Origin of the sequence: Jeongeupia chitinilytica (assembly GCF_014652315.1) — a bacterium.
GTDB classification, from domain to species: domain Bacteria; phylum Pseudomonadota; class Gammaproteobacteria; order Burkholderiales; family Chitinibacteraceae; genus Jeongeupia; species Jeongeupia chitinilytica.
Genome location: NZ_BMYO01000006.1, coordinates 61,088 through 83,295 on the forward strand (window position 1 = coordinate 61,088; position 22,208 = coordinate 83,295).

Genomic DNA, 22,208 nt, shown 5'->3' on the forward strand with positions numbered 1-22,208 from the left:
TGGGTGACCCGGCCGCAGGCGCAGGCCGGCGCGCTGGCGGCACTGATCGAAGCGCAGGGCGGCACCGCCGTGCGCCAGCCGCTGCTCGACATCGTTCCGCCGACCGATCCGTACCCGTTTGCCGCGGCACTGGGTGCACTCTCGAGCTTCGACCTCGTCGTCTTCGTCAGCCCGACCGCGCTCGACCTGACGTTCGCACAGCTTGGCCGCGACTGGCCGTCGACCGTGCCGGTCGCCGTCGTCGGCCCCGGCAGCGCCGCGCGCGCGCGCGAACTCGGTGCCGCCACGGTGATTTCGCCGCCGCTGCAGCACGACAGCGAAGGCCTGTTGCGCGAAGCCGCCATGCACGATCTCGCCGGCCGGCGCGTACTGCTGGTGCGTGGCGAAGGCGGCCGCGACATCCTGCCGGAGGCGCTGACCGCGCGCGGTGCAACGCTGACCATCGTCCCGGCCTACCGGCGCCGGCCGCCGGACTTCGATGACACCGGCCTGACCCGCCTGCTCGACGCCGGCATCGACGCTGCGGTGATCAGCAGCTCCGAAGCCGCGGGCGTACTGTTCACGCTGGCTGGAGGCGCTGCGCGCGAGCGGCTACAATCGCTGCTGTATTTCGCGCCGCACCCGCGCATCGTCGCCGCCCTGCATGCGCAAGGCGCGACCCGCGTCGAACCCTGCGCCACCGGCGACGCCGGAACCGTTGACTCGCTCTGCCACCATTTCGCGGACCCGCAGCCATGACCCAAGAACAAGATTCGCTACCTTCCGCGCTCACCACGCCCCGCCGCCGCCTGCCGCACGTGTCACCGGCCATGGTCGTGGCCCTCGTCGCCCTCGCCGCCGCCGGCGGCGTCTGGCTGTACCAGCAACAGGCCATGGAAACGCTGCGGCTGCAGGTCAGCCGCGAACTGGCACAAGGCCAGCAGCAGCTGCGCGGTGCACAGGAACGCGAAGCGCAGGCCCAGCTGCGCGGCCAGGCGCTCGAACGCGAGCTGGCGCTGGTGTCGGCCCGGCAGAACGAAACCCAGAGCCAGCAGGCGGCACTGTCGTCGATGTACGAAGCGCTGACGCGCAACGAAACGCAGCGCGTGCTCGCCGAAACCGAACAGACGCTGGCCTTTGCCAGCCAGCAGCTGCAGCTCGCCGGCAATGTCGACGCCGCGCTGGTCGGGCTGAATGCGATCGACCAGAAGCTCGCCGCGCTGAACCGCCCCGAGCTGATCACGCTGCGCAAGAGCATCGGTCACGACATCGACCAGCTGAAGACCCAGCCCTACCTCGATGTCGTCGGCATCGCCACCCGCCTCGACACCCTCGTTGCCGGCGTCGACAAGCTGCCGCTGGCGATCGACGGCTATCGCGATCCGAAGGCCAAGGCCGGCGCCCCGGCGCCGACCAACGCGCTGCAGCGTTTCGGCGGCGAGCTGTGGCACGAATTCCGTCAGCTGATCCAGATCCGCCGGATCGACAAGCCGGATGCGATGCTGCTGACGCCGAACGAGGCCTTCTTCCTGCGCGAGAACATCAAGCTGCGCCTGCTCGATGCGCGCACCGCCCTGCTGATGCGCAACGAAGCCGCGTTCCGCAGCGACCTGAAGGCCGCCGGCGACTACCTCAAGCAGTATTTCGACAGCAGTGCACCGGCGGTACGCAATGCGCTGGCATCACTCGACACGCTGTCGCGCGAATCGCTGGCGCTGAAGCTGCCCGACCTGTCCGCCAGCCTGAGCGCCGTGCGTCAGGGCCGGCTCGCCACCGAGAGGGCCAAGCCGTGAGAGCACTGCTGTGGTTGATCGCGCTGTTCGCGCTCGCCGTCGGGCTGACGCTGTTCGCCCAGCTCAATACCGGCTATGCGCTGCTGTTCGTCCCGCCGTGGCGGATCGAGATTTCGCTCAACGTCTTCATCGTCGGCATTCTCGTCCTCGTTGCGGCGCTTTACCTGCTGGCACGGGTCATCGCCGAACTCGGCGGCCTACCCGACCGGGTCAAGGCCTACCGGCTGCGCAAGGCACGCGACGCGTCGGTCCAGCTTGAACGCGATGCCCGCATCGCCTTCTTCGAAGGCCGCTACCAGCGCGCCGAACGGCTGGCCGGCGAGGCCCTGGCCGCCAGCCGCGAAACCGATGCATTTGCCGTCAACGGCATCCTCGCCGCACGAGCCGCACACCTGATGCGCGATTTCGCCAAGCGCGACCAGTACTTCGCGCGACTGCGCGAACGCCTCGGCCCGCGCCATCTGGCGCTGGCGATGACGATGGCCGAGCTCTACCTTGACGAGCGCCGCAACCAGGACGCCGAAACCGCACTGGCCGAAGCACGCAGCCTGTCGCCCAAGCTGACCGCCATGCTCAAGCTCGAGCTGCGTTTGCGCCAGCGCGAGGACAATGCCGAAGCCATCGTCCGGCTGGTCGAACAGCTGACCAAGAGCGACGCGCTCGACGCCGGCCAGGCCCAGGCGATCCGCCTGCAGGCCTACCAGAACGTGCTGCAGCGGCAACCGAAGACGCCGCGCGAGCTGCGCGACTGGTGGAACAAGCTGCCGGTCGCCGATCGTGCCGCCCCGGCGCTGGTTGCGACGCTCGCCGATGCCTATGCGGCACAGGGCGAACCCGCCGCTGCCCGCGACGCGATCGAAGCGGCCCTCGCACAGAACTGGTCGAGCGAACTGGCGGAGCGTTACGGCACGCTGGGTCTGGACGGCGATGCGCTGGTGTCGCAGTTGCAACAGGCCGAAAGCTGGCTCAAGACCCATCCGAACGATCCGCAGCTGCTGCTGACGCTCGGCCGGCTGTGCACCGCACGGGCGCTGTGGGGCAAGGCGCAGACCTACTTCGAGGCGAGCATCGCCGTCGCGCCGACCGCGCTGGCGCATACCGAGCTGGCCGCGCTGCTCGAACGGCTCGAGCGCCCCGAAGAGGCCAACCGCCACTATCGCGCCAGTCTGGCGCTGGCAGTGCCGGTGCGCTGAGCGCACGCGGACACGACAAAGCCCTCCTTGCGGAGGGCTTTTTTCTTGCCGGGCGACACTCAGCCGGGCAGACCGCGTTTGACCGGCTTCCCGTTGCCCGGCGCCGCTTGCGGTTGCGCCGGTGCGCAACAGATCCACGAAAACGCCGCATCGTTGCGATGCCGGGTCAGGAAGTCATTCGGACGTGCACTGCGGGCAGGTTCTGCCTGCCCCGGGATTTGTGGTGGTTTCATCGCCGGGCACTCACCTTGGGGGATCCAGTCTGGATTAGAAGTCGAATCCCCGCGTTCGGTTCGCACGTTCGTCGCCCCGGCCCGGGCCCGCGGCGGGACTCAGCCAAGCAGCTCCGGACAGATGGCCGCACGCAGCACGTAATCGCCCCCGACGGCACTGCCGCGGCGGCGCAGTTCGATCCACACCAGCCCGCCCTTCTTCAGCACCATGTCCTGCTCGCGCCCGGTCAGCAGCAGCGCCGCCACCGCGCCCAGCGTCGGCTGGTGGCCGACCAGCACCACCACAGTGTCGTCGCCCTGCGGCCAGCCGGCGGCTTCGAGGTAGTGCGCGGTCTGGCCGTTGGCCGGGTCGAGCAGTTCGCTGGTCTCGACGGCCATGCCCAGCGTCTTCGCGGTTTCCTGCGCGCGCCTGGCCGGGCTGGCGATCACCCGGACGCGCTGGCCGGCCAGATAGCGGTTCAGCCAGGCGGCGACCTTCTGTGCCTGCTTGCGACCCTTGGGCGTCAGCGCACGCGCCAGATCGTCGCCCCCTTCTTCGGCGTCGGCATGACGCCACAGGATCAGCTGTTCCATCGTCGGCCTCCCCGGATCAGGTCCGCTGCTTGGCGCCGAGTTCGGCCAGCAGGCTCAGCTGGGCGTTGCGGCGCTTGCCGCCACGCGCACTCTTGCGGCGGTAGCGGCCGTCGGCGAGCATTTCCCACGCCTGCGTGTTGTCGACCAGATACGGCCGCAGGCTTTCGCGGATGACCCGGCGCTTGATCTTCGTCGAGAGCACCGGGAAGGCGATCTCGATCCGGCGGAACAGGTTGCGGCCCATCCAGTCGGCACTCGACAGGTACACATCCTCGGCACCGTCGTTATAGAAGTAGAACACCCGGTGGTGTTCGAGGAAGCGACCGATGATCGAGCGCACCTTGATGTTCTCGGACAGTCCCGGCATGCCCGGACGCAGCGCGCAGACGCCGCGCACGATCAGGTGGATGGTCACGCCGGCCTGGCTGGCCTCGTACAGCTTCTCGATCACCGTCGGTTCGAGCAGCGCGTTCATCTTGGCGATCACCACCGCCTTGCGGCCGGCACGGGCGTTGAGGATCTCGCGGTCGAGCGCCTTGATGATGTTCGGCTGCAGCGTGAACGGGGCCTGCCACAGCCGCAGATGGTCGCCGGCAAGGCCGAGGCCGGTCAGCTGCATGAACACGTCGTTGACGTCGCTGGTGATCTCGTCGTTGGCGGTCATCAGCCCGAAGTCGGTATAGAGCTTGGACGTGCGCGGATGGTAGTTGCCGGTGCCGACGTGGGCGTAGCGGCGCAGTTTGCCGTCCTCGCGCCGCACCGCCAGCAGCATCTTGGCATGGGTCTTGTAGCCGTAGACGCCGTAGACCACGTGCGCGCCAGCGCGTTCGAGCTTGGCCGCCCAGTTGATGTTGGCCTCCTCGTCGAAGCGCGCCATCAGCTCGACCACGACGGTGACTTCCTTGCCGCGCGCCGCCGCTTCGACCAGCGCGTCCATCAGCGCCGACTCGCTGCCGGTGCGGTAGATGGTCATCTTGATCGCCACGACGTTCGGGTCGGTCGCCGCCTGCTGCAGGAAGTCGATCACCGGGGTGAAGCTCTGGTACGGATGGTGCAGCAGGATGTCGCCGTGGCGGATCGCCGAGAACACATCGGGCTGCTTGCGCAGTTCGACCGGGATGCCCGGCATGAACGGCTCGAACTTCAGGTCCGGCCGGTCGACCTGGTCGGGCACCTGCATCAGCCGCACCAGGTTCACCGGGCCGCCGACGCGGTAGACGTCGATCTCGGCCAGGCCGAACTGCTGGCGCAGGAAATCCTGCAGGTGTTTCGGGCAATTGTCGGCGACCTCGAGCCGCACCGCATCGCCGAACGGCCGCTGGCTCAGTTCGCCCTCGAGCGCGGCGCGCAGGTCCTTGATGTCGTCGTCGTCGACGCTGAGGTCCGAGTCGCGCGTGACGCGGAACTGGTAGCAGCCGAGCGCGTTCATGCCGACGAACAGCTCGTCGACATGGGCGTGCAGGATCGACGACAGGAAGACGAAGCCGTGCTCGACGCCGCTAACCTCCTTGGGCATCTTGACGAAGCGCGGCAGGATGCGCGGCGCCTGGACGATGGCCATCGAGGCGCTGCGGCCGAAGGCGTCGCGGCCTTCGAGCTCGACGATGAAGTTGAGCGACTTGTTCAGCACGCGCGGGAACGGATGCGACGGGTCGAGCCCGATCGGCGTCAGCACCGGCATCAGTTCGCGGAAAAAGAAGTCCTTCACCCAGGCGCGTTGCGCTTCGTTCCACAGGCTGCGGCGCAGGAAGTGGATGCCCTCTTCCGCCAGCGCCGGCAGCATCACCTCGCGGAACAGCCGGTACTGCCGTTCGACGACATCGTGCGCCTCGCGTGCCAGCAGCTCGAACGCCTGCTGCGGCGTCAGTCCTTCGGGCAGTAGCCGGGTCGGGTACTGGCGGATGTTTTCCTTCAGCCAGGCGACCCGCACCTCGAAGAATTCGTCGAGGTTGCTCGAGACGATGCAGAGGAACTTCAGACGCTCGAGCAGCGGATTGCCCGTGTCCTCGGCCTGTGCGAACACGCGGCGGTTGAACTCCAGGAGACCGAGCTCACGGTTGAGCATCAACTGGTTGTCGGCGGGCTTGTAGATCATGGGCTCACTTCACACATCGCGCCGCTTGCGCGGACGGAAAATGGAAACAGGCCGCACGAGGCGGCCTGCAGCATTCGATTACGCGCTCGGCGGTACGAAACCGGCGATCTCGTCGGCACCCGCGCCGAAGAAGTAGTTCTGCAACTGCTGCTGCAGGTACTGGCGTGCCTTCGGGTCGGCGAGGTTGAGGCGGTTCTCGTTGATCAGCATCGTCTGGTGCTTCACCCAGGCAGCCCAGGCTTCTTTCGAGACGCTGTCATACAGCTTTTTGCCGATTTCACCGGGCAGTGGCGGGAAATCGAGACCCTCGGCCTCACGGCCAAGTTTCACACAGTGGACCATGCGGCTCATGGTGGTGCTCTCCAATGGGGCGAAACATTCAATCATACCTGTGTTGCAGCGCGATGACAGCCGGTGCCGGCGTGGCATGCAGGCATGAAAAAAGCGCGGCATGCCGCGCTTTTGCATCCGGCCGGACCGGTCAGTCGGCGCGGACCGGGACGATCCACAGCTCGACGCGACGGTTCAGCGCGCGGCCGGCCGGCGTGGCGTTGTCGGCGCGCGGTTCGGTGATGCCCTTGCCGACGGCCTGCAGGCGGACCGGGTTGACGTTGCGGCCGATGAAGTAGTCGGTCACGGCCTGCGCACGCTGCTGCGACAGCACCATGTTCTTGTCGGCCTTGCCGCTGCTGTCGGTATGGCCGACGACGGTGATCGAGGTCTTGCCGTACTGGTTGACCACCTTGGCGATCTTGTCGAGCGTCGGCGTGTAGCCCGGCTTGATCACCGCCGAACTGCTGTCGAAACCGGTGTTCGACGTCATGCTGACCAGCAGCGTGTTGTCGGACTGCTTCTGCACGGTGATCTCGCCCTTCTGGATTTCCGGCGCCAGCTGCTTCTGCAGGTCCTTGGCCTGGGTATCCATGTAGTAACCGATGCCGCCGCCGGCCAGACCGCCACCCACCGCACCGATCAGCGCACCCTTGCCACGGTTGTTGTGGTTGACCGCCGCACCGATGGCCGCGCCGCCGAGCGTGCCGATGATCGCGCCCATCTCGGTGTTGTTCAGGTCGCGCTTTTCACCGAGGTCATTGGTGGCGCAGGCAGACAGCAACAGGGCACCCAGCAGCGGGGCAACGATCAGGGACTTGCGCATCAGGCTTTCTCCAGAATTCGATTCAGTGCGTGATTATGGCAAATCACTTGCCATTGCGATGCGGCAAAGGTCACATTGCCGGGGCTTGACCTCGGTGCTGGGCAGGCGTTCGCCGTACTACCCACACCCGCATCGCTCTGGCAGCATGACCGTTTCCACGTTCCGGAGTTCACCCATGGCTGCCTTGCCCCGCTTCGTCGTTTTCGGTGAAGCCCTCACCGATTTCATCCGCCAGGATGACGACCGCTGGCTGGCGCAGCCCGGGGGTGCGTGCTGGAACGTCGCCCGCGTCGCCAGCCGGCTCGGCATTGCCACCGGCTACGGCGGCGCACTGGGCCTCGACGTGTTCGGCGACGAACTCGCCCGGCTGTCGCAAACGGCCGGGCTCGATGCGCGCTTCATCCAGCGCACCGACGCCGCGCCGCTGCTCGCGATGGTGCCGTCGACGCGGCCACCGCAGTACTTCTTCGTCGGCGAATCCGATCTCGCCTTCGACCCGGCGCAACTGCCCGAAGGCTGGCTGGCCGCTGCCGACATCGTCCAGTTCGGCTGCATCAGTCTGGCGCGCCAGCCGCTGGCCGGCCGGCTGGTCGACGTGGCGAAAGCCGCCGCGGCCGCCGGCAAGCGCATCGCCTTCGATCCGAACTGGCGCGAGCCGATGAAGGCGCCGCACTATGCCGAGACCTTCCGGACGCTGGCTGCGCTGGCGAACTACATCAAGGTTTCCGACGAAGACCTCGGCCAGCTCTTTGCCGGCCGGACGCCGGAACAGGGACTGGCCGGCCTGCGCGCGCTGGCACCGCAGGCCGAAATCCTGCTGACCCGAGGCGCGGACGGCATGCGCTGGCTGCACGGCGATGCGGTGATCGACCAGCCGGTGTTTGCCGTCGAGGTGGTCGACACCGTCGGCTGCGGCGACGCCAGCATGGGCGGCTGGATGGCCAGCGTGCTGCACGCCCCCGATGCGCCGACCGGCCGCCATCTGCGCCATGCCGCCGCTGCGGCGGCACTGGCCGCCAGCCATGCGGGTGCGTATGCGGCGACCTGGGACGAAGTCGAGGCGCTGACCGGCCGCTGAGCACGGCGTCACGACGCTCAGCGTGCCGACAGCAGTCGCCTCAGCCCGCGCAGCGGCGCGCCGATGACCGGCAGCTTGTGCAGCAGTTCCTCGGCCGAATCCCAGTAGTCGCGGTGCAGACAGACCCGCCCGTGCGCGTCGAAGCACAGCCGGCTGGCGCCATGCAGCGTCAGCGGCCGGCCGCGCACCGTGCAGTGGAAGTCCCAGGTGACGAAGGCCTGACGACCGTCGGCCACGCGTTCGAGCACGGTGAACCGCGGCGTGCCGGTGCTGGCGAACATGTGTGCGAACACCCGGCGCACGCCCGCCAGCCCGTGCACGTCATTGAACGGGTCCTTGAAGTGGACGTTGTCGGCGTAGTGGCGGCCGAGGTCGTCCAGCGTGGCCGGACTCAGTGTCTCGTACCAGGCGAGCAGCGCATTCAGCGCCGTGTTCACGGCCGGGCCAGCCGGCGCAACAGCGGCAGGCGAATCCGGTAGGGCAGCAGGCGAAGCAGTTTGATCCATAGCGTGAACCGGTAGGGAAAGTGGATTTCGAACCGGCCACGTTCGACCCCGCGCAGGATGTGGTGCGCAGCCTGCTCCGGGGTCTGCAGGGCCGGCATCGGGAAGTCGTTCTTCGCCGTCAGCCGCGTCGCCACGAAGCCGGGGTTGATCAGGTAGACCGGCAGCGCGTGCTGCCGGAGCTCGGCGTACAGCAGTTCGGCCAGATTGATCAGCGCCGCCTTGCTCGGCCCGTACACCGCGGCACCGGGCAGACCGACGTAACCGGCCACGCTGGCGACCAGTGCAATGCCGCCGGTTTTCTCGCGCAACATGGTCGGCAGCACCGCTTCCAGTCCGTAATAGACGCTGCCGAGATTGGTTTCCAGCGTCCGCGCCACCCGGTCGGCCCGCACGTCGCAGGCCCGCTCGGGCCGGTAATCGGCGGCGCAGAACACCAGCAGGTCGACACCGCCCCATTGCGCCTGCAGCGTGGCAAACGCCTCGGCCCAGGCCACCGGTTCGGTCGCGTCGAACGGCAGCACCAGTGCCGCCGGATTGGCCAGCGCCTGCAGGCGCGCGGCATTGCGGGCGGTCAGCGCCACGCGTGCGCCCGCGCGCATCAAGCCTTCGGCCAGCGCGGCGCCTATGCCGCTGGACGCCCCGATCAGCCAGACGCGGCGACCGGACCAGTCACGACAGGGCGGATTCATCGCGGCGAGCATGGTCGCCTCCGGCGCGCTTGCGGAAGAACAGCGTCACTTCGCCCAGGTCGATGCCGAACTTGCTCATCCGCGCGCGGTTGAGCAGGGTTTCGTCGTCCATCTGGAACATCCAGTCGTCGAACGCCACCTCGTAGCTGCGGCCACCGACCGGCAAACGCAGCGTATAGCGCCAGTTGAAGGCGTTGCCGGCCGATTCGCCGACGGCCTCGCCGACCACATCGTCGGCAGTGCCGTGCCAGCGACCGTCGGCCGCCTGCACCAGCGTCCAGACGCGCTGCTGCGTCGTCCCGTCGCTGTAGGCGAACCGCTCGTCGAGCACCAGCGTGTCGCGTTCACGCCGGCCTTCGATCACCACGGTAAAGCGCTTGACCACCTCGCCGTCGCGTTGCTGGAACATGCCCCAGGCATCGACGGTGCCGGTGAAATACGCCGCCAGATCGAAACGCGGCCGCCCGGCGGCGTAGTGCTGGACCGGCGGTGCGCTGCAGGCCGCACACAGCGGCAGGGCCAGCAGGCAGAGGAGACGTCGCGACATCATGCTTCCTCCCTGATCATGCGCCCGAGCGAATGCCAGGCAAGCAGTTTGAACACGCAGGGCAACAGCGCATACGTCAGTGCCAGCGCGTCGCCGGCCGGCTGGCCAGGCCGGTAGTCGAGCCAGGCCAGCAGCGGCAGCGCCAGCGCCGACAGGGCCAGCGCCAGCTTGCCCAGCAGCGTGTAGATGCCGTAATAGCCGGCCGGCTGTTCGCCCGGCGGAATCCGTTCGGCCAGCAGGACCGGCGGCAGCGCCAGATCGGCCCCCAGTGCCAGCCCGGCCAGCACGCAGACCAGCAGATAGGCGAGCACGTCACCCGGGCCGAGCGTACCGGCCCGGACAAAGGCAACCACCGCCAGCAGCATCCCCGAACGCCAGGCCCGTACCGTGCCGATGCATCCGGCCAGGCGGGTCCACAGCGGCAGGCCGAGCGCGCCGGCAAGGAAATAGGCGCCCAGCAGCCATCCTGCCGCACCGGCTGCGGCCAGCCGGTCGCGGATGAAGAACAGCGCCAGCGTCGCCGGGATCGCCACCGAAATCGCATTCGCCAGCAAGGGCCACAGCAGACGGCGGAACCGCGGTTGTGCCAGCGCCTGGCGCCAGCCGGCCTGGATCGCGTCGCGGGCGGCCAGCCATGGCGGCGCGGCCAGCAGCAGCACCGCCAGACCGGCCGCGAGCAACAGCGCGAACAGCACCGAGAACGCCGCCATTCCCGGCGCGGCGGCGCCCTGCAGCAGCCAGACCGGCAGCACGCTGGCGAGCAGCACGCCCAGCAGGCCAGCCGCTTCGCGCCATGCAGCCGCACGGGTCAGCACGCGGCGATCGGGATCGAGGCGCGCGCCCCAGCCGAGATAGGCGATGTTCAGCGCGCTGTGCGCGGTGCAGACCAGCACCAGCATCAGCGCCAGCCAGCCGGCCAGCGCCGCGCTCTGCCGTACCGGCGGCAGCCACAGCGCGGCAAAGGCGGCGGCCAGGACCACCGCACTGCCGGTCAGCCACGGCGCCAGCCGGTCGCGACGGACCAGCCGGTCGATGACACGGCCCAGCCACGGGTCCTGCACGGTATCGACCAGCCGCGCACCGAACAGCACGGCGCCGGTCAGCCCGAGCGGCAGGCCGAGCCGGTCGGCGTAATACGCCGGTGCCTGCACATACACCGGTAGCGCCGCCATCGCCAGCGGCAGGCCGAGCAGGCCGTAGGCGGCGGTTTTCATCGCGGCAGCCCCAGCAGGCTGGCCCGCAGCGCCGGATCGCGCGTCGCCGGGTCGAGCCAGATCGCGAAGAAGGCGTGCGCGAACACCGGGTCGGCGATGTCGGCCGTCAGCCGCTCTCCGGCATAGAAGCGCGCGCCACGGCCGGGCAGGAAGACCCCGGTGATGCGGTCGCCGTCCCTGACGTCGACAAAGGCACGCAGCATGGCGCCGCGCCATTGCTGCAGGTGCGCGTCGTCATAGCGCTCGCCGAAGATCCGCCGGATCTCGTCGATGCTGGTGTCGGCCAAGCGTTCGCGGCTGATGCTGCGCCGGTAATGCAATTCCAGTGCAAACGGCACCGCGTCGCCCGACGGCGGTACGGCGCTCCACAAGCGGGCCTGATACACCGGGAAACCGATGTAGCGCAGCATGCCTTCGCCCTGCAGCCGGGCGTCCGCCACGTCGTCGCGCCAGCCGGCGCCGGCCGGTCCGCTGGCCAGCAGCAAGGCCAATTGCAGGCCAGCAAGCAGCGCGCGCATCTCAGTCCTGCCTGTGCAGCAGGCACTGCACGACATCGGTACGACCTTCGTCGAAGCCGGCCTCGCAGTAAGCCAGATACAGCCGCCAGACGCGGATGAAGCGCTCGTCGAAGCCCTGGGCCAGAATCGCCTCGCACTGCGACTCGAAGCTGCGGGCCCAGCGCCGCAACGTTTCGGCATAGTCGGCGCCGAAGCGGAACACCTCGCGCGTGGCCAGTCCGGATGCCGCGGCGGCGGCTTCGAAGCGCGGCACGCTCGGCAGCATGCCGCCGGGAAAAATGTACTCGCGGATGAAGTCGCTGCTGGCGCGATAGCGCGCGAAGAAAGCCTCGTCGATGGTGATCGACTGCACCATCGCCCGTCCGCCGGGCCTGAGCCGGGCCCGCAGGATCCCGAAGTACTGCGGCCAGAACCGCTCGCCGACCGCTTCGAACATCTCGATCGACACCACGGCATCGTAGCTGCCGGCGAGATCGCGGTAGTCGCGCAGTTCGAGCCGCGCCAGCGGCTGCAGGCCGGCGTCGGCGATGCGCGCCTGCGCGACGCGCAGTTGCGATGGCGACAGGGTGATGCCGTGCACCGCGATGCCCTGCCGGGCCGCATGCTCGGCAAACCCGCCCCAGCCGCAGCCGATTTCCAGCACCTGCATGCCGGCACGCAACTGCAGCCGGTCGATGATGCGCTGGTACTTGGCGCACTGGGCGTCGAACAGCGGACGCTGCAGGTCGCCGTCGAACAGCGCGCTCGAATAGCTCCAGCCCGGGTCGAGCCAGCGCGCGTAGAAGTCGTTGCCCAGATCGTAGTGGGCGTGGATGTTGCGCCGGCTGCCGCCGCGGGTGTTGGCGCGCAGCCGGTGCCGCAGGGCGTACCAGAGCCGGGCCAGCCGGCCGCCGAACAGCGCGCGCGTCAGTACCGCGTCGTTGCGGATCGCCAGCCGCACCAGCGCGGCAAGATCCGGGCTGTCGAGCCAGCCGTTGCGGTAGGCGTCGGCAAAGCCGATGTCGCCGCCGGCGAGAATCGCACCGCAGGCGCGCCAGTCGTTGAGCACCAGCTCGGCATGCGGCGCGGCGCGGTTGCCGAAATCATGCCGCCGGCCGGCCGGGGTGATCACGCCAAGGCTGCCCTCGGTCAGCCGCGCCAGCAGCGACATGAACACGCGGGCCGGCGCCGGCATCGGGGCATCACTCAGGGTCAGGGTATCGCTGTGGCTCATGGCTGGGCCTCCTCGGAGCGGGACAACGCGGCCTGCGGCGGCGCCGGCTTGCGGTGGAACGGCACACGCCGCCACCACAGCCGCAGCGCCTGCCAGTGAATGCGCGCCAGCACCGCCAGCGCGTTGAACGGCGAACACAGCACCAGCCGGCGCGCGCGCGCGGCGGTCAGCGGCGCAAGGCGACCGCCGATCGAGGTCCGCAGCACCACACCGGCGCGGTCGTGGTGATCGATGCCGACAAAGCTTGTCGTCGCGGTTTCACGGAAGCGGAAGGCATAGCAACCCTCGACACCGAGGAAGGGCGAAACGTGAAACACCTTGCGGCTGCTCAGCATGGTGTCGGCACCGATGGCGCCGGCACCGGGCGCAGCCAGCAGATAGCGGTGCGATTCGCCGAAGGTGTTGTTGACCTCGGCCAGCACCGCGCGCAGCGCACCGGCGCGGTCGTGGCAGAACCAGAAGCTGACCGGGTTGAAGGCATGGCCGAACAGGCGCGGGATCGTCTGCAGCCAGATCGCGCCGTCGGCCGGCAGTCCGGCATCGGCCAGCAGCGCCCGCAGCCACGGTGCCAGCGGGCTGCCGTCCCGCGGGCCGTAGTCGCAAAGCCGCAGCGACAGCGGACGGCGGCAGTCGATGCCGAACCAGCGGTTGCCGGCGTCGTCGAGCCGGTCCAGATCGACCCGGACGCAGAACAGCGGGTAGACGAAGCGGCTGGCGACCGGACGCAGCCGTTCGTGCATGACCCGCGCGTCGAGCAGGTAGGCGGCGTGCATCACCGTACCGCCCATGCCGGCAACACGCCGAAGGCGTCGGCAACGCGCAGGGCCGATTTCAGGCCGTCCTCGTGAAAGCCGTAGCCGGTCCACGCACCGGCATACCAGCTGCGCCGCCGGCCCTGCAGCTGCGCCAGCTTCGCCTGCGCATCGATCGCCGGCTGGTCGAGCAGCGGATGGTCGTATTCGAAGCGCGCCAGCACCCGCGCCGGATCGGGCTCGGTGTGCGGGTTCAGCGTCACGATCACCGGCCGGGTGAACGGCAGCGGCTGCAGCCGGTTCAGCAGATAACTCACGCACACCGGCCGGTTGCCGTCGTCGCCGGTCCGCGCCAGGCAGTTCCATGCCGACCATACCGACTGCCGTCGCGGCAGCTGGCCGGTGTCGGTATGCAGCACGGCGGTATTCGGCTGGTAACGTACAGCGCCGAGTACCCGGCGCTCGTCGTCACCGGCGTCGTCGAGCAGTTTCAGCGTATCGGGCGCGTGGGTGGCAAACACCACGGCATCGAAGGCCTCGACGCCGTCGTCGGTACGGACCAGCACCCGCCCGTCGTGGCGCTGCACGCCGTACACGGGAGTCCGCAGCCGCACGTCGTTCAGCGTCGCGGCGATGCGTCGCACGTAGTCGCGGCCGCCGCCGATCACGCTGCGCCATTGCGGCCGGTCGTTGACCTGCAGCAGCGCATGATTGAGACAGAAACGCAGGAAGGTCGTCGCCGGAAAGCGCAGGATGTCGCCGGGGGCGCTCGACCAGATCGCCGCCGCCATCGGCAACAGGTAGGCATCGCGAAACGCCCGGCCGTAGCGGCCCTGCTCCAGCAGCTGCGCCAGCGTGATCCGGCTCTCGATCGCCGCATCCAGACCGGCTTGCGCCGCGGCGTTGAAGCGCAGGATGTCGCGCAGCATGCCGACGAACTGCGGCGACAGCAGATTGCGGCGCTGGGCGAACACGGTATTCAGGTTGCTGCCGGCCCATTCGAGCCGGCCGTCGTCGACCGACACCGCAAACGTCATCCCGGTCGCGTGCGACGCCACGCCCAGCTCGTCGAACAGGGCGATCAGGTTCGGGTAGGTGCGGTCGTTGAACACCAGAAAACCGGTATCCACCGGGTGGCTGAGACCGTCGAGGCTGACGTCGACCGTGTTGGTGTGCCCGCCCAGATAGTCACCGGACTCGTACAGCGTGACCGTGTGCCGGCGCGACAAGAGATAGGCACTGGCCAGCCCGGCGATGCCGGCGCCGATGATGGCGATACGCTGCTGCGTCGAAGTATCGGTAGTCACGGGCGCTCCCGGGAGACTGGACCACGAAAATCGAATTCGGCTTGTGATTTGCCGCTGCCTGTTGCCAGAATAGAACCGGGTAGACAAAAAAGATACCGATCAGTAAAGGTTCGTACCGATGAGTATCATCGCCAAGCTCAGCTTCAAGGATCAGGCATTCAAACTGCGCGAGCAGGCCGTGCTCGACGCAACGACCCGGCTGCTCGCCAGCAAGGGATTCGACCTGATGACCATGGACGACGTCGCCGGTGAAGCCGGCCTGTCCAAGCCCAGCCTGTACAAGCACTTCAGGTCCAAGGAGGACCTGGCAACCGAAGTGATGATCCGGCTGCTCGACGGCGCACTGGATTTCCTTGCCGCCCAGGACGCCTCACTCGGGCCGCGCGCCCGGCTGGCCGGCCTGCTCGAATGGGCCCTGCGCGTGCGGCTGCAGGGCGGGCTGCCCTTCCTGCCGTCGACCAGCCCGTACGTGCGCAACATGCTGACCCGCAACCTGCGCTACGTGACCCGCGCGCTCAAGCTGCACAAGCAGCTGGAGCGCATCGTCGTCAAGGGCAAAGACCGCGGCGAACTGCGCCGCGACCTGCCCAACGACGCCCTGCTGTACACCTACTACTCCCGCACCTGCGACCCGGCCGTCGACTATCTGCAGCTTTACGGCAAGTACAGCGACGACGACATCGTCCGGCAGATGCTCGCCGTCAGCTTCGCCGGACTGAGCGGAGCGGACCCGATCTGACGAAGCGGCCGGCAAGAAAAAACCCGGCTGGCGGAGCGCCATGCCGGGTTCGTCTTTGTTGCGGTGCATGCACCGCACTCGCGGCCTAGACGTTGAACAGGAAGTTCAGCACGTCACCGTCCTTGACGACGTAGTCCTTGCCTTCGGCACGCATCTTGCCGACTTCCTTGGCGCCCTGTTCACCCTTGTACTGGATGAAGTCGGCGAACGAAATCGTCTGCGCGCGGATGAAGCCGCGCTCGAAGTCGGTGTGGATCACGCCGGCAGCCTGCGGCGCGGTATCGCCGATATGGATGGTCCAGGCACGGACTTCCTTCACGCCGGCGGTGAAGTAGGTCTGCAGGCCCAGCAGCTGGTAGGCCGCGCGGATCAGCCGGTCCAGACCCGGTTCGTCCTGACCGATCTCGGCGAGGAACTCGGCCTTGTCGGCGTCGTCGAGCTCGGCGATTTCGGATTCGATCGCGGCGCAGACGGCGACCACCGGCGCGCCTTCGGCCTCGGCGTGGGCACGGACCTTGTCGAGCAGTGGGTTGTTGTCGAAACCGTCTTCGGCCACGTTGGCGACATACATCGCCGGCTTGATCGTCAGCAGGCACAGCGTCTTGATCGCGAGCTTCTCGTCGTCCGACAGGCCGGCCGAACGCGCCGGCTTGCCTTCGTTCAGGTGCGGCTGCAGCTTTTCCAGCACCTTGATCAGTGCCTGCGCGTCCTTGTCGCCGCTCTTGGCCTTCTTGCCTTCGCGCTGCATGGCTTTCTCGACCGCGGTCAGGTCGGCCAGTGCCAGTTCGGTGCCGATGACGATGATGTCGTCGATCGGATCGATGCGGCCGGCGACGTGAACGATGTTGTCGTTCTCGAAGCAGCGCACGACGTTGACGATGGCGTCGGTCTCGCGGATGTTCGCGAGGAACTGGTTGCCCAGACCTTCGCCCTTGGACGCACCGGCGACCAGACCGGCGATGTCGACGAATTCGACGATGGCCGGCACGATCTTCTGCGGGTTGATGATGGCAGCCAGCTCACCAAGGCGCGGGTCCGGCACTTCGACGATGCCGACGTTCGGTTCGATGGTGCAGAACGGGTAATTGGCGGCTTCGATGCCGGCCTTGGTCAGTGCATTGAATAGCGTCGACTTGCCGACGTTGGGCAGGCCGACGATGCCGCATTTGAGGCTCATCGGGAAAAATCCTTGATCGATCAATCCCCTGCGCGCGAAACGCACAGCGGGAAAAACGCCGATTGTAGCATTTCCGGGCGCCAAACCAGGCGGATTCCGGCCGGTATCCGGCCGCAACGGCCTGGCAGGGGTGATGGCTGGATGCGGGAACCGAGACCGAAGCGGCTCGCGTCGCGATCGTGACGGTGCGAGCCGGCACCCGCTCCCGGACCGGATACCGGAGCCACAACCCGGAGCGCCGGCAGCCGGTCTGCTCTGGCCCGCAACGCTGCCAACCTCGGTCGTTGTCAGCGCCAACGGCAGCTGCATGCACAGCGACAACGGAACGGCGCAGGGCTTCGTCCGATGTCGCCCGGCTCGATTTCGACGGGGTCGACGCTTAAGCTGAGAGCAGATCCCGACTGGAGTACTGTCAATGCAGGGGCGGATTCATGCCTTGTACCTGCTCGTCAGACGCGTGGTCGAAAAGACCATCGACGGCTTCTTCGATGACGAACTCATGACGCGTGCCGCGGCACTGGCGTTTTACTCGGCGCTGTCGTTCGCGCCGCTGCTGGTGCTGCTGCTGTGGGTGGTCGCGTCACTCAGCGCCGACTACCAGGGCCGGCTGATCGACGGGCTCAACGAACTGGTCGGCCCCAAGGCCGCCGATGCCGTGTCGCTGGTGATCCACAACGCCAGCAGCCGGCCCAGCGTCGGCAACCTCGCCGGGATCATCGGCCTCGGCGTCACGCTGATCGCCGCCTCGGCGGTGTTCGCCCAGTTGCAGGGCGCACTGAACCGCGTCTGGGGGCTGCGCGCCAAGCCCGGCGCGGCGGTACTGGGCTGGCTTCGCTCGCGGCTGAACGCACTCGGGCTGTTGCTGGCGGTCGCCTTCCTGCTGGTGATTTCCTTTGCGGCGAGCACGCTGATTCGCGTGTTCGTCCCGGGCAACACACTGGCCTGGCAGGGCGTCGAAGCCGGGATCTCGACCGCGGTGTTCATTTTCGTGTTCGCGGCGATCTTCAAGATCCTGCCCGACGCGCAGATTGCCTGGCGCGATGCCCTGGTCGGCGCGACGCTGACCGATGCGCTGTTCCTGCTCGGCAAGATCGCCATCGGCGTGTACATCGCCAACAGCGACGTCGGCGGCGCCTACGGTCCGGCCGGCAGCGTCGTCGTGCTCCTGGTGTGGGTGTACTACTCGGCGCTGATCCTGCTGCTCGGTGCCGAGCTGACCGAGGCGGTGGCCGAGGCGCGTGGCGTACCGATCCGGCCCAACCTTTACGCCGAACCGATTCCCCCCCGGCACCACAAGGTGGCGGAGGACACCCTTCCGCATCATTTACCGGAAAACCACTGATCAAGTCTTGCGCCAGGTCAGTCCTTCATAAGATATAAACCAAAAAACATAAGCAATGTGTAAGGCCGCAGCCAACCGGAGGTTGCGGCTTTTTGTTTGCCCATACCCGACGCAAACGCGCCACAACCATGCTGCAACGCAGCAATTCATGAGAAATGGCATTGTGCGGTCTTGTCATTGACGATGCCAATGTCGTAAGAGCGCGGACACATTTCTGACTTTACCCTTGCAAAAATACAACTATGTACGCGCAAGTTGTCTTTTCGTGTAACTTTTGATGCTAGCATCTGCTTGCCAAAACTTCTTGGCAACTTTCTCAACCTTTCAACAGGAAAAACAAAATGCGTTTTCTGTCTGATGCAGAACTGAATCAAGTTAGCGGTGGTGCAGGTGAAGGCGGCAGCGGCGGCGAAAGCGGCTACTGGGCCTACAACGGTTATGGCGAACTGGTTTGGGTTTCGAACTCGACCAGCCAGCCGTAATACCTTGCGACCAGTAATTCCTTACTGATCGCTGAGGCCAGGCAGGTTTGCCTGCTTGGCCAATCCGGGCCCCCAACATCACGAATGCCATGATCACCGCCGCGCAACGCCTTGCCCTCACGCAGCTCATCCAGACACACGAGAACCCGGTCGCGGGCAACACCGTTTACCTGGACAACGAGCTTCCCGTTGAATCGTTCGTTCCCTTTACCGCCCGTCGCTTCAAAAATGCGCGACTGGTCTGGGTCAATCGCGCCCTGCTCCGGGACTACGGTGTCGACGTCGGAAGCGCATCACTCGAGGAACTGGAACCGATTCTGCTTGACGCGTTTGCCTACGGCGTTCCGTCGGACGACGATGATCTGGAACACTATGGCCCTGAAGAAAAACAGTTTCTCGGCGAACGCTACGGGGCAACTACCGAAGCCGCCAATGGCGGCGGCGTCCGCTGCGGCTTGAACGGCCGGTTCCAGATCAAGGGTATCGGCAAGAACCCGCTGGCAGCCACCAATGTGGACCACTGGCATACCTATGGCGGCGCGACGCTCGATGAAGGCGTGCTTGAAGCCCTTTGGGGCGAGCTCGCCAATCAGGAACTGCCACACGGTGCAGTCCGGCTGCTGGCTTTGATCGCGACCGGCAAACAGGTCGAGTCAAACTATGGTCATGCCGACGGTATTGCCGTCCCGGCAGCCAGTGCATTGATGATCCGCGAAGCGAACCTGCGTCCGGCCCATTACGAACGCGCGACCTTCTACAGACCGGAAGAAGCGTCCAGACCGCTGCTCGCTCCCGACTATGTCCGCGTCGAAAAAGCCGCCCAACGAATTCACCTTGCACTGCCGAATCAGGGCACCGATTCGGTCCACTCGCAACTTGCGCAACTGTTCGAGCGCATCGCGCGACAAATGGCGTCTGCACGCTCGCTCCGGTTGGTCCACGGCGCGATTACCAGCTCGAACATCGCCATCGACGGCCGATATATCGATTTCGGCACCATGACCGCCCTGCCCGACTACACCAACCATGCGGTCGCACGGGGCTTTCCGCCGTTCTGGGATGACCAGCTGCAAATTACGGACTTGATAGCCCAGCTGCACTTCTTTCTCCAGAAGTATCGACCGGATCTCGCGCCAGCAAGCCGTGCCGATTCGCAGAAGATTTTCCGCGAAACGCTGCAGGAGGAACAGGCCCTGGCGTTCCTGCGGGTGGCTGGCGTTCCGCGTACGGTGCTGGCGCTGCTGGCACGCCATGCCGGCGAAGCACTATTCGATGCCATCCGGAATATTCTGCGGAAACCACTCAACATCATCCCGCCAACCGTCGGGCCCGATTCCGTCAACGTATTCACCGCGTTGATGGGCACCGCATTCGAACGCGCAGATTCCCTCACGGTCGACGACATACTGGACTTGGTCCCGGCGCCGGAACTGGCGGCCGCCTTCGTGCAGGCCTTCGTCGAATTCGTACCGGCACTGCAAACCTCGGTCGTCAGCGCGGGGCTGGAGTGGTCCCGCTTCCTGAAGCTGGCCCGCCTGCAGGCCACCAAATTCGATCAGGACCTGACTGCGCTGTACCACTGGACAGTGGTGCTGGACACGCAACGCATGCGGGAAACGTTCTTTACTGCACCCGACGAAACCATCGCGGAGATCAACGACTATCTCCGGACGCTGATCGACGGCCACGCGCGGGCCGAGCACGCATTGCCGCCGCACCTTTTGCTGCTTGGCCAAAGCAGTCTGCGCGCCGGCGAGATTACCGCCCGCCTGGTTTTCGACATCCATCTTGACCGGCTCTTTGTCAGGATTCAAAACTTCGGACCGCCTGCCGCTTTCAGCATTGACGGCGGCGACGCCGTGATCTTGGATGCGCAAAACGATTCGGCCTCCTTCATTGCGTCGTTGGCCGATCTTGGCCAGCTCTCGTTGAGTTCGGCTGGCAGCACAAGCTGGATGCAGACGCTGTCGTTTCCGCTGTCACCGCGCATGAGCGATTCGCTGCGCGCGGTCATGCCCGGCGCAGAAGGCAGTCCGGCAAAAGCTTCGCCGATTTCGCTCGAGGTCACCCAATGACGCTGCATGAAGCACCGTTCTCCGGCCGCATTGATGTTTCCACACAGATTGGCGCCATCGCCGAAGTGCTGGCACGCAATCCGCGCTATCGGAAGTTCCAGTTTGCTGCCATCGAAGCCTGGCTGATGTCTCCCATCCTGCTCGGGCAAACCAAAAGCTTCTTCAGCCCGACCGGCAAACCTGTCGCTTTCGTGAGCTGGGCGCTGGTCAATGCTGCCACCGAACAACGGCTCATTGACGATGGCCGCTACATCCTGCATCCGTCCGAATGGCACGAGGGCGACCGGCTGGTCATCATGGATTTCTGTGCCAATGAAGGCAGTTTCCGTAGTGCACTGCGCCTGCTTCGACAGCAGCATGCAAGCGGCACGTTGTGGCCGGAAGCACGATCCATCCGCTCGATCAGACGGAATGACGACGGCACGTTGCACCACGTCCTGACCTGGTATGCCGCCAGCCCGGCGGCTCGAACCGCGCCCACCGCAACATCTGCACTTACGCTTGATGAGGCCGTCGCATCATGAAGATCTGCATCAAACCCTATATCGATTATGCCGTGCTGCCCAACCGGGACGTCAGCGTCTGCTGCTCGGCTTGGCATGAATTCGGTCCAATTGGCAACATCGCCACGACATCATTGCAATCGGTCTGGCAATCCGAACGCGCAGCCACTTTCCGCGAAAGTGTCAGCGACGGTTCGTTTCGCTATTGCCACCAGAACGCCTGTCCGCACCTGATGAACCAGGATGGCCCGGTCATGGCCATTGAAGAGGCACCGGCAGAAATCCGGACCCTGATCCAGGCGCAAATGTATGGTCAAGCGCCGTTACCCAAGAACCTGCATCTGGCGTTTGATGAAACGTGCAATTTGCGTTGCCCGTCGTGCCGGCACGAAATCATTGCGTCCGACAAACACGAAGTGAAGGACATTTTTGCCGAAGTACGCGCCGGCCTGAGCCGCGACGTCGAATACATCAATCTGGGTGGCGCGGGGGATGTCTTTGCATCGCCGGTACTTCGCGACTGGCTTTACAATTTTGATGCAAGCGAATTCCCGCATCTGCGCCACGTTCATTTCCATACAAACCTTCAGCTGTTTTCGGAGAAAGTCTGGGAACGCTTGCCGCAATCGCTGCGCAGCCTGAAGGTGACCTTTGATGTATCCATGGATGCGGCAAGCGATGCGACCTATCAGCTCAACCGTCCGCCCGGCAACTGGCAACGCCTGATGAAGAATCTCGATTTTCTGTCGAAACTGCGCCAGGCAGATCACGTCAAGGATGTGTGCTGCAACTTCGTTGTACAAAAGAACAACTACCACGAAGTTCCGCTTTTCATTCAGCTCGTCGAAGGTTTCGGCTTTGATTCGGCGAAATTTACCAAATTGGACAACTGGGGCACTTTCGAAGACGAGGATTATCGGCGACGTGCCATTCACCTGCCGACCCATCCGGAACATCAACACTATCAGGCCATTTTGAAAGATCCGGCGCTCAAGCGTCCGGCCGCCTATCTCGCCAACCTTGCCTGACCTTTCCGGCTACGAG

23 protein-coding genes are annotated in these 22,208 nt (G+C 66.1%); 10 read left to right on the plus strand and 13 right to left on the minus strand.

Features of this window, described 5'->3' with window-relative positions:
* Window positions 1-3: 3 nt before the first annotated feature.
* The 3 genes from IE097_RS11680 to IE097_RS11690 are packed head-to-tail and all read left to right on the plus strand — an operon-like array spanning window position 4 to window position 2,965.
* On the plus strand, window positions 4-738 hold the full coding sequence (locus tag IE097_RS11680) for a uroporphyrinogen-III synthase (protein ID WP_189460942.1): 735 nt from the start codon (window positions 4-6) through the stop codon (window positions 736-738).
* Window positions 735-1,772: a uroporphyrinogen-III C-methyltransferase gene (locus IE097_RS11685; protein WP_189460944.1), complete on the plus strand. Its 1,038-nt coding sequence runs from the start codon at window positions 735-737 to the stop codon at window positions 1,770-1,772. The genes IE097_RS11680 and IE097_RS11685 overlap by 4 nt, the downstream gene beginning before the upstream one ends.
* Window positions 1,769-2,965 (plus strand): heme biosynthesis HemY N-terminal domain-containing protein, encoded by a 1,197-nt coding sequence (locus IE097_RS11690; protein WP_189460946.1) that lies wholly within the window; start codon window positions 1,769-1,771, stop codon window positions 2,963-2,965. Before IE097_RS11685 ends, IE097_RS11690 begins: the two co-directional genes overlap by 4 nt.
* A gap of 332 nt (window positions 2,966-3,297) precedes the next feature.
* Here IE097_RS11690 and IE097_RS11695 read toward each other — a convergent pair whose 3' ends face one another.
* From IE097_RS11695 to IE097_RS11710, 4 genes are all read right to left on the minus strand, one after another.
* Window positions 3,298-3,771: a SixA phosphatase family protein gene (locus tag IE097_RS11695; RefSeq protein WP_189460948.1), complete on the minus strand. Its 474-nt coding sequence runs from the start codon at window positions 3,769-3,771 to the stop codon at window positions 3,298-3,300.
* Between the two features lie 16 nt (window positions 3,772-3,787).
* Window positions 3,788-5,866: a polyphosphate kinase 1 gene (gene ppk1, locus IE097_RS11700; protein WP_189460950.1), complete on the minus strand. Its 2,079-nt coding sequence runs from the start codon at window positions 5,864-5,866 to the stop codon at window positions 3,788-3,790.
* A 78-nt stretch (window positions 5,867-5,944) separates the two neighbouring features.
* On the minus strand, window positions 5,945-6,217 hold the full coding sequence (locus tag IE097_RS11705; protein WP_189460952.1) for an oxidative damage protection protein: 273 nt from the start codon (window positions 6,215-6,217) through the stop codon (window positions 5,945-5,947).
* Between the two features lie 130 nt (window positions 6,218-6,347).
* A complete protein-coding gene (locus IE097_RS11710) occupies window positions 6,348-7,022 on the minus strand; it encodes a YiaD family glycine zipper/OmpA-like lipoprotein (RefSeq protein WP_189460954.1) in 675 nt (224 codons plus the stop codon).
* Between the two features lie 175 nt (window positions 7,023-7,197).
* Here IE097_RS11710 and IE097_RS11715 point away from each other — a divergent pair, with 175 nt between their 5' ends.
* Window positions 7,198-8,100, plus strand: coding sequence for a carbohydrate kinase family protein (locus IE097_RS11715; protein ID WP_189460956.1), 903 nt, complete (start codon window positions 7,198-7,200; stop codon window positions 8,098-8,100).
* A 17-nt stretch (window positions 8,101-8,117) separates the two neighbouring features.
* On the opposite strand, the gene IE097_RS11720 is transcribed toward IE097_RS11715, so the two are convergent.
* From IE097_RS11720 to IE097_RS11755, 8 genes are read right to left on the minus strand one after another with little or no spacing between them, the layout of a single operon-like run.
* A complete protein-coding gene (locus IE097_RS11720) occupies window positions 8,118-8,537 on the minus strand; it encodes a nuclear transport factor 2 family protein (RefSeq protein WP_229797559.1) in 420 nt (139 codons plus the stop codon).
* Window positions 8,534-9,307, minus strand: a complete 774-nt coding sequence (locus IE097_RS11725; RefSeq protein ID WP_189460960.1) for an SDR family NAD(P)-dependent oxidoreductase — start codon at window positions 9,305-9,307, stop codon at window positions 8,534-8,536. Before IE097_RS11725 ends, IE097_RS11720 begins: the two co-directional genes overlap by 4 nt.
* A complete protein-coding gene (locus tag IE097_RS11730; protein WP_189461258.1) occupies window positions 9,276-9,842 on the minus strand; it encodes a DUF3833 domain-containing protein in 567 nt (188 codons plus the stop codon). The genes IE097_RS11725 and IE097_RS11730 overlap by 32 nt, the downstream gene beginning before the upstream one ends.
* Entirely contained in the window at window positions 9,842-11,056 is a 1,215-nt protein-coding gene (locus IE097_RS11735; protein WP_189460962.1) for an MFS transporter, read from the minus strand. Before IE097_RS11735 ends, IE097_RS11730 begins: the two co-directional genes overlap by 1 nt.
* Window positions 11,053-11,574: a chalcone isomerase family protein gene (locus tag IE097_RS11740; protein ID WP_189460963.1), complete on the minus strand. Its 522-nt coding sequence runs from the start codon at window positions 11,572-11,574 to the stop codon at window positions 11,053-11,055. The genes IE097_RS11735 and IE097_RS11740 overlap by 4 nt, the downstream gene beginning before the upstream one ends.
* A gap of 1 nt (window position 11,575) precedes the next feature.
* Window positions 11,576-12,787, minus strand: a complete 1,212-nt coding sequence (locus tag IE097_RS11745; RefSeq protein ID WP_189460965.1) for an SAM-dependent methyltransferase — start codon at window positions 12,785-12,787, stop codon at window positions 11,576-11,578.
* Entirely contained in the window at window positions 12,784-13,560 is a 777-nt protein-coding gene (locus IE097_RS11750) for a DUF1365 domain-containing protein (protein WP_189460967.1), read from the minus strand. The genes IE097_RS11745 and IE097_RS11750 overlap by 4 nt, the downstream gene beginning before the upstream one ends.
* Entirely contained in the window at window positions 13,560-14,846 is a 1,287-nt protein-coding gene (locus tag IE097_RS11755) for an NAD(P)/FAD-dependent oxidoreductase (protein WP_229797560.1), read from the minus strand. The genes IE097_RS11750 and IE097_RS11755 overlap by 1 nt, the downstream gene beginning before the upstream one ends.
* 118 nt (window positions 14,847-14,964) lie before the next feature.
* Between IE097_RS11755 and IE097_RS11760 the strand changes: the two genes are divergently transcribed.
* Window positions 14,965-15,585 (plus strand): TetR/AcrR family transcriptional regulator, encoded by a 621-nt coding sequence (locus tag IE097_RS11760; RefSeq protein ID WP_189460969.1) that lies wholly within the window; start codon window positions 14,965-14,967, stop codon window positions 15,583-15,585.
* An 85-nt stretch (window positions 15,586-15,670) separates the two neighbouring features.
* Here the strand turns inward: IE097_RS11760 and ychF are convergent, their stop codons facing one another.
* The gene (ychF, locus tag IE097_RS11765; RefSeq protein ID WP_189460971.1) at window positions 15,671-16,762 is read right to left on the minus strand and encodes a redox-regulated ATPase YchF; all 1,092 of its coding nucleotides are present in this window, start codon (window positions 16,760-16,762) and stop codon (window positions 15,671-15,673) included.
* 415 nt (window positions 16,763-17,177) lie between these two features.
* Between ychF and IE097_RS11770 the strand changes: the two genes are divergently transcribed.
* The 5 genes from IE097_RS11770 to IE097_RS11790 all read left to right on the plus strand — a co-directional run bounded on the left by IE097_RS11770 (window position 17,178) and on the right by IE097_RS11790 (window position 22,192).
* Complete coding sequence (locus IE097_RS11770) at window positions 17,178-18,104, plus strand: YihY/virulence factor BrkB family protein (protein ID WP_189460973.1); 927 nt, start codon at window positions 17,178-17,180, stop codon at window positions 18,102-18,104.
* 341 nt (window positions 18,105-18,445) lie between these two features.
* The gene (locus IE097_RS11775; RefSeq protein ID WP_189460975.1) at window positions 18,446-18,586 is read left to right on the plus strand and encodes a hypothetical protein; all 141 of its coding nucleotides are present in this window, start codon (window positions 18,446-18,448) and stop codon (window positions 18,584-18,586) included.
* 89 nt (window positions 18,587-18,675) lie between these two features.
* The gene (locus IE097_RS11780) at window positions 18,676-20,661 is read left to right on the plus strand and encodes a protein adenylyltransferase SelO family protein (RefSeq protein ID WP_189460977.1); all 1,986 of its coding nucleotides are present in this window, start codon (window positions 18,676-18,678) and stop codon (window positions 20,659-20,661) included.
* A complete protein-coding gene (locus tag IE097_RS11785) occupies window positions 20,658-21,185 on the plus strand; it encodes a toxin-activating lysine-acyltransferase (protein WP_189460979.1) in 528 nt (175 codons plus the stop codon). The genes IE097_RS11780 and IE097_RS11785 overlap by 4 nt, the downstream gene beginning before the upstream one ends.
* On the plus strand, window positions 21,182-22,192 hold the full coding sequence (locus IE097_RS11790) for a radical SAM/SPASM domain-containing protein (RefSeq protein ID WP_189460981.1): 1,011 nt from the start codon (window positions 21,182-21,184) through the stop codon (window positions 22,190-22,192). The genes IE097_RS11785 and IE097_RS11790 overlap by 4 nt, the downstream gene beginning before the upstream one ends.
* Window positions 22,193-22,208 lie beyond the last annotated feature (16 nt).

Coding starts and splice junctions, on each gene's coding strand:
- IE097_RS11685 (WP_189460944.1), top strand. CDS start 735: ATGACCCAAGAACAAGATTCGCTACCTTCCGCGCTCACCACGCCCCGC.
- IE097_RS11695 (WP_189460948.1), bottom strand. CDS start 3,771: ATGGAACAGCTGATCCTGTGGCGTCATGCCGACGCCGAAGAAGGGGGC.
- ppk1 (WP_189460950.1), bottom strand. CDS start 5,866: ATGATCTACAAGCCCGCCGACAACCAGTTGATGCTCAACCGTGAGCTC.
- IE097_RS11705 (WP_189460952.1), bottom strand. CDS start 6,217: ATGAGCCGCATGGTCCACTGTGTGAAACTTGGCCGTGAGGCCGAGGGT.
- IE097_RS11710 (WP_189460954.1), bottom strand. CDS start 7,022: ATGCGCAAGTCCCTGATCGTTGCCCCGCTGCTGGGTGCCCTGTTGCTG.
- IE097_RS11715 (WP_189460956.1), top strand. CDS start 7,198: ATGGCTGCCTTGCCCCGCTTCGTCGTTTTCGGTGAAGCCCTCACCGAT.
- IE097_RS11725 (WP_189460960.1), bottom strand. CDS start 9,307: ATGCTCGCCGCGATGAATCCGCCCTGTCGTGACTGGTCCGGTCGCCGC.
- IE097_RS11730 (WP_189461258.1), bottom strand. CDS start 9,842: ATGTCGCGACGTCTCCTCTGCCTGCTGGCCCTGCCGCTGTGTGCGGCC.
- IE097_RS11735 (WP_189460962.1), bottom strand. CDS start 11,056: ATGAAAACCGCCGCCTACGGCCTGCTCGGCCTGCCGCTGGCGATGGCG.
- IE097_RS11740 (WP_189460963.1), bottom strand. CDS start 11,574: ATGCGCGCGCTGCTTGCTGGCCTGCAATTGGCCTTGCTGCTGGCCAGC.
- IE097_RS11745 (WP_189460965.1), bottom strand. CDS start 12,787: ATGAGCCACAGCGATACCCTGACCCTGAGTGATGCCCCGATGCCGGCG.
- IE097_RS11750 (WP_189460967.1), bottom strand. CDS start 13,560: ATGCACGCCGCCTACCTGCTCGACGCGCGGGTCATGCACGAACGGCTG.
- IE097_RS11760 (WP_189460969.1), top strand. CDS start 14,965: ATGAGTATCATCGCCAAGCTCAGCTTCAAGGATCAGGCATTCAAACTG.
- ychF (WP_189460971.1), bottom strand. CDS start 16,762: ATGAGCCTCAAATGCGGCATCGTCGGCCTGCCCAACGTCGGCAAGTCG.
- IE097_RS11770 (WP_189460973.1), top strand. CDS start 17,178: ATGCAGGGGCGGATTCATGCCTTGTACCTGCTCGTCAGACGCGTGGTC.
- IE097_RS11775 (WP_189460975.1), top strand. CDS start 18,446: ATGCGTTTTCTGTCTGATGCAGAACTGAATCAAGTTAGCGGTGGTGCA.
- IE097_RS11780 (WP_189460977.1), top strand. CDS start 18,676: ATGATCACCGCCGCGCAACGCCTTGCCCTCACGCAGCTCATCCAGACA.
- IE097_RS11785 (WP_189460979.1), top strand. CDS start 20,658: ATGACGCTGCATGAAGCACCGTTCTCCGGCCGCATTGATGTTTCCACA.
- IE097_RS11790 (WP_189460981.1), top strand. CDS start 21,182: ATGAAGATCTGCATCAAACCCTATATCGATTATGCCGTGCTGCCCAAC.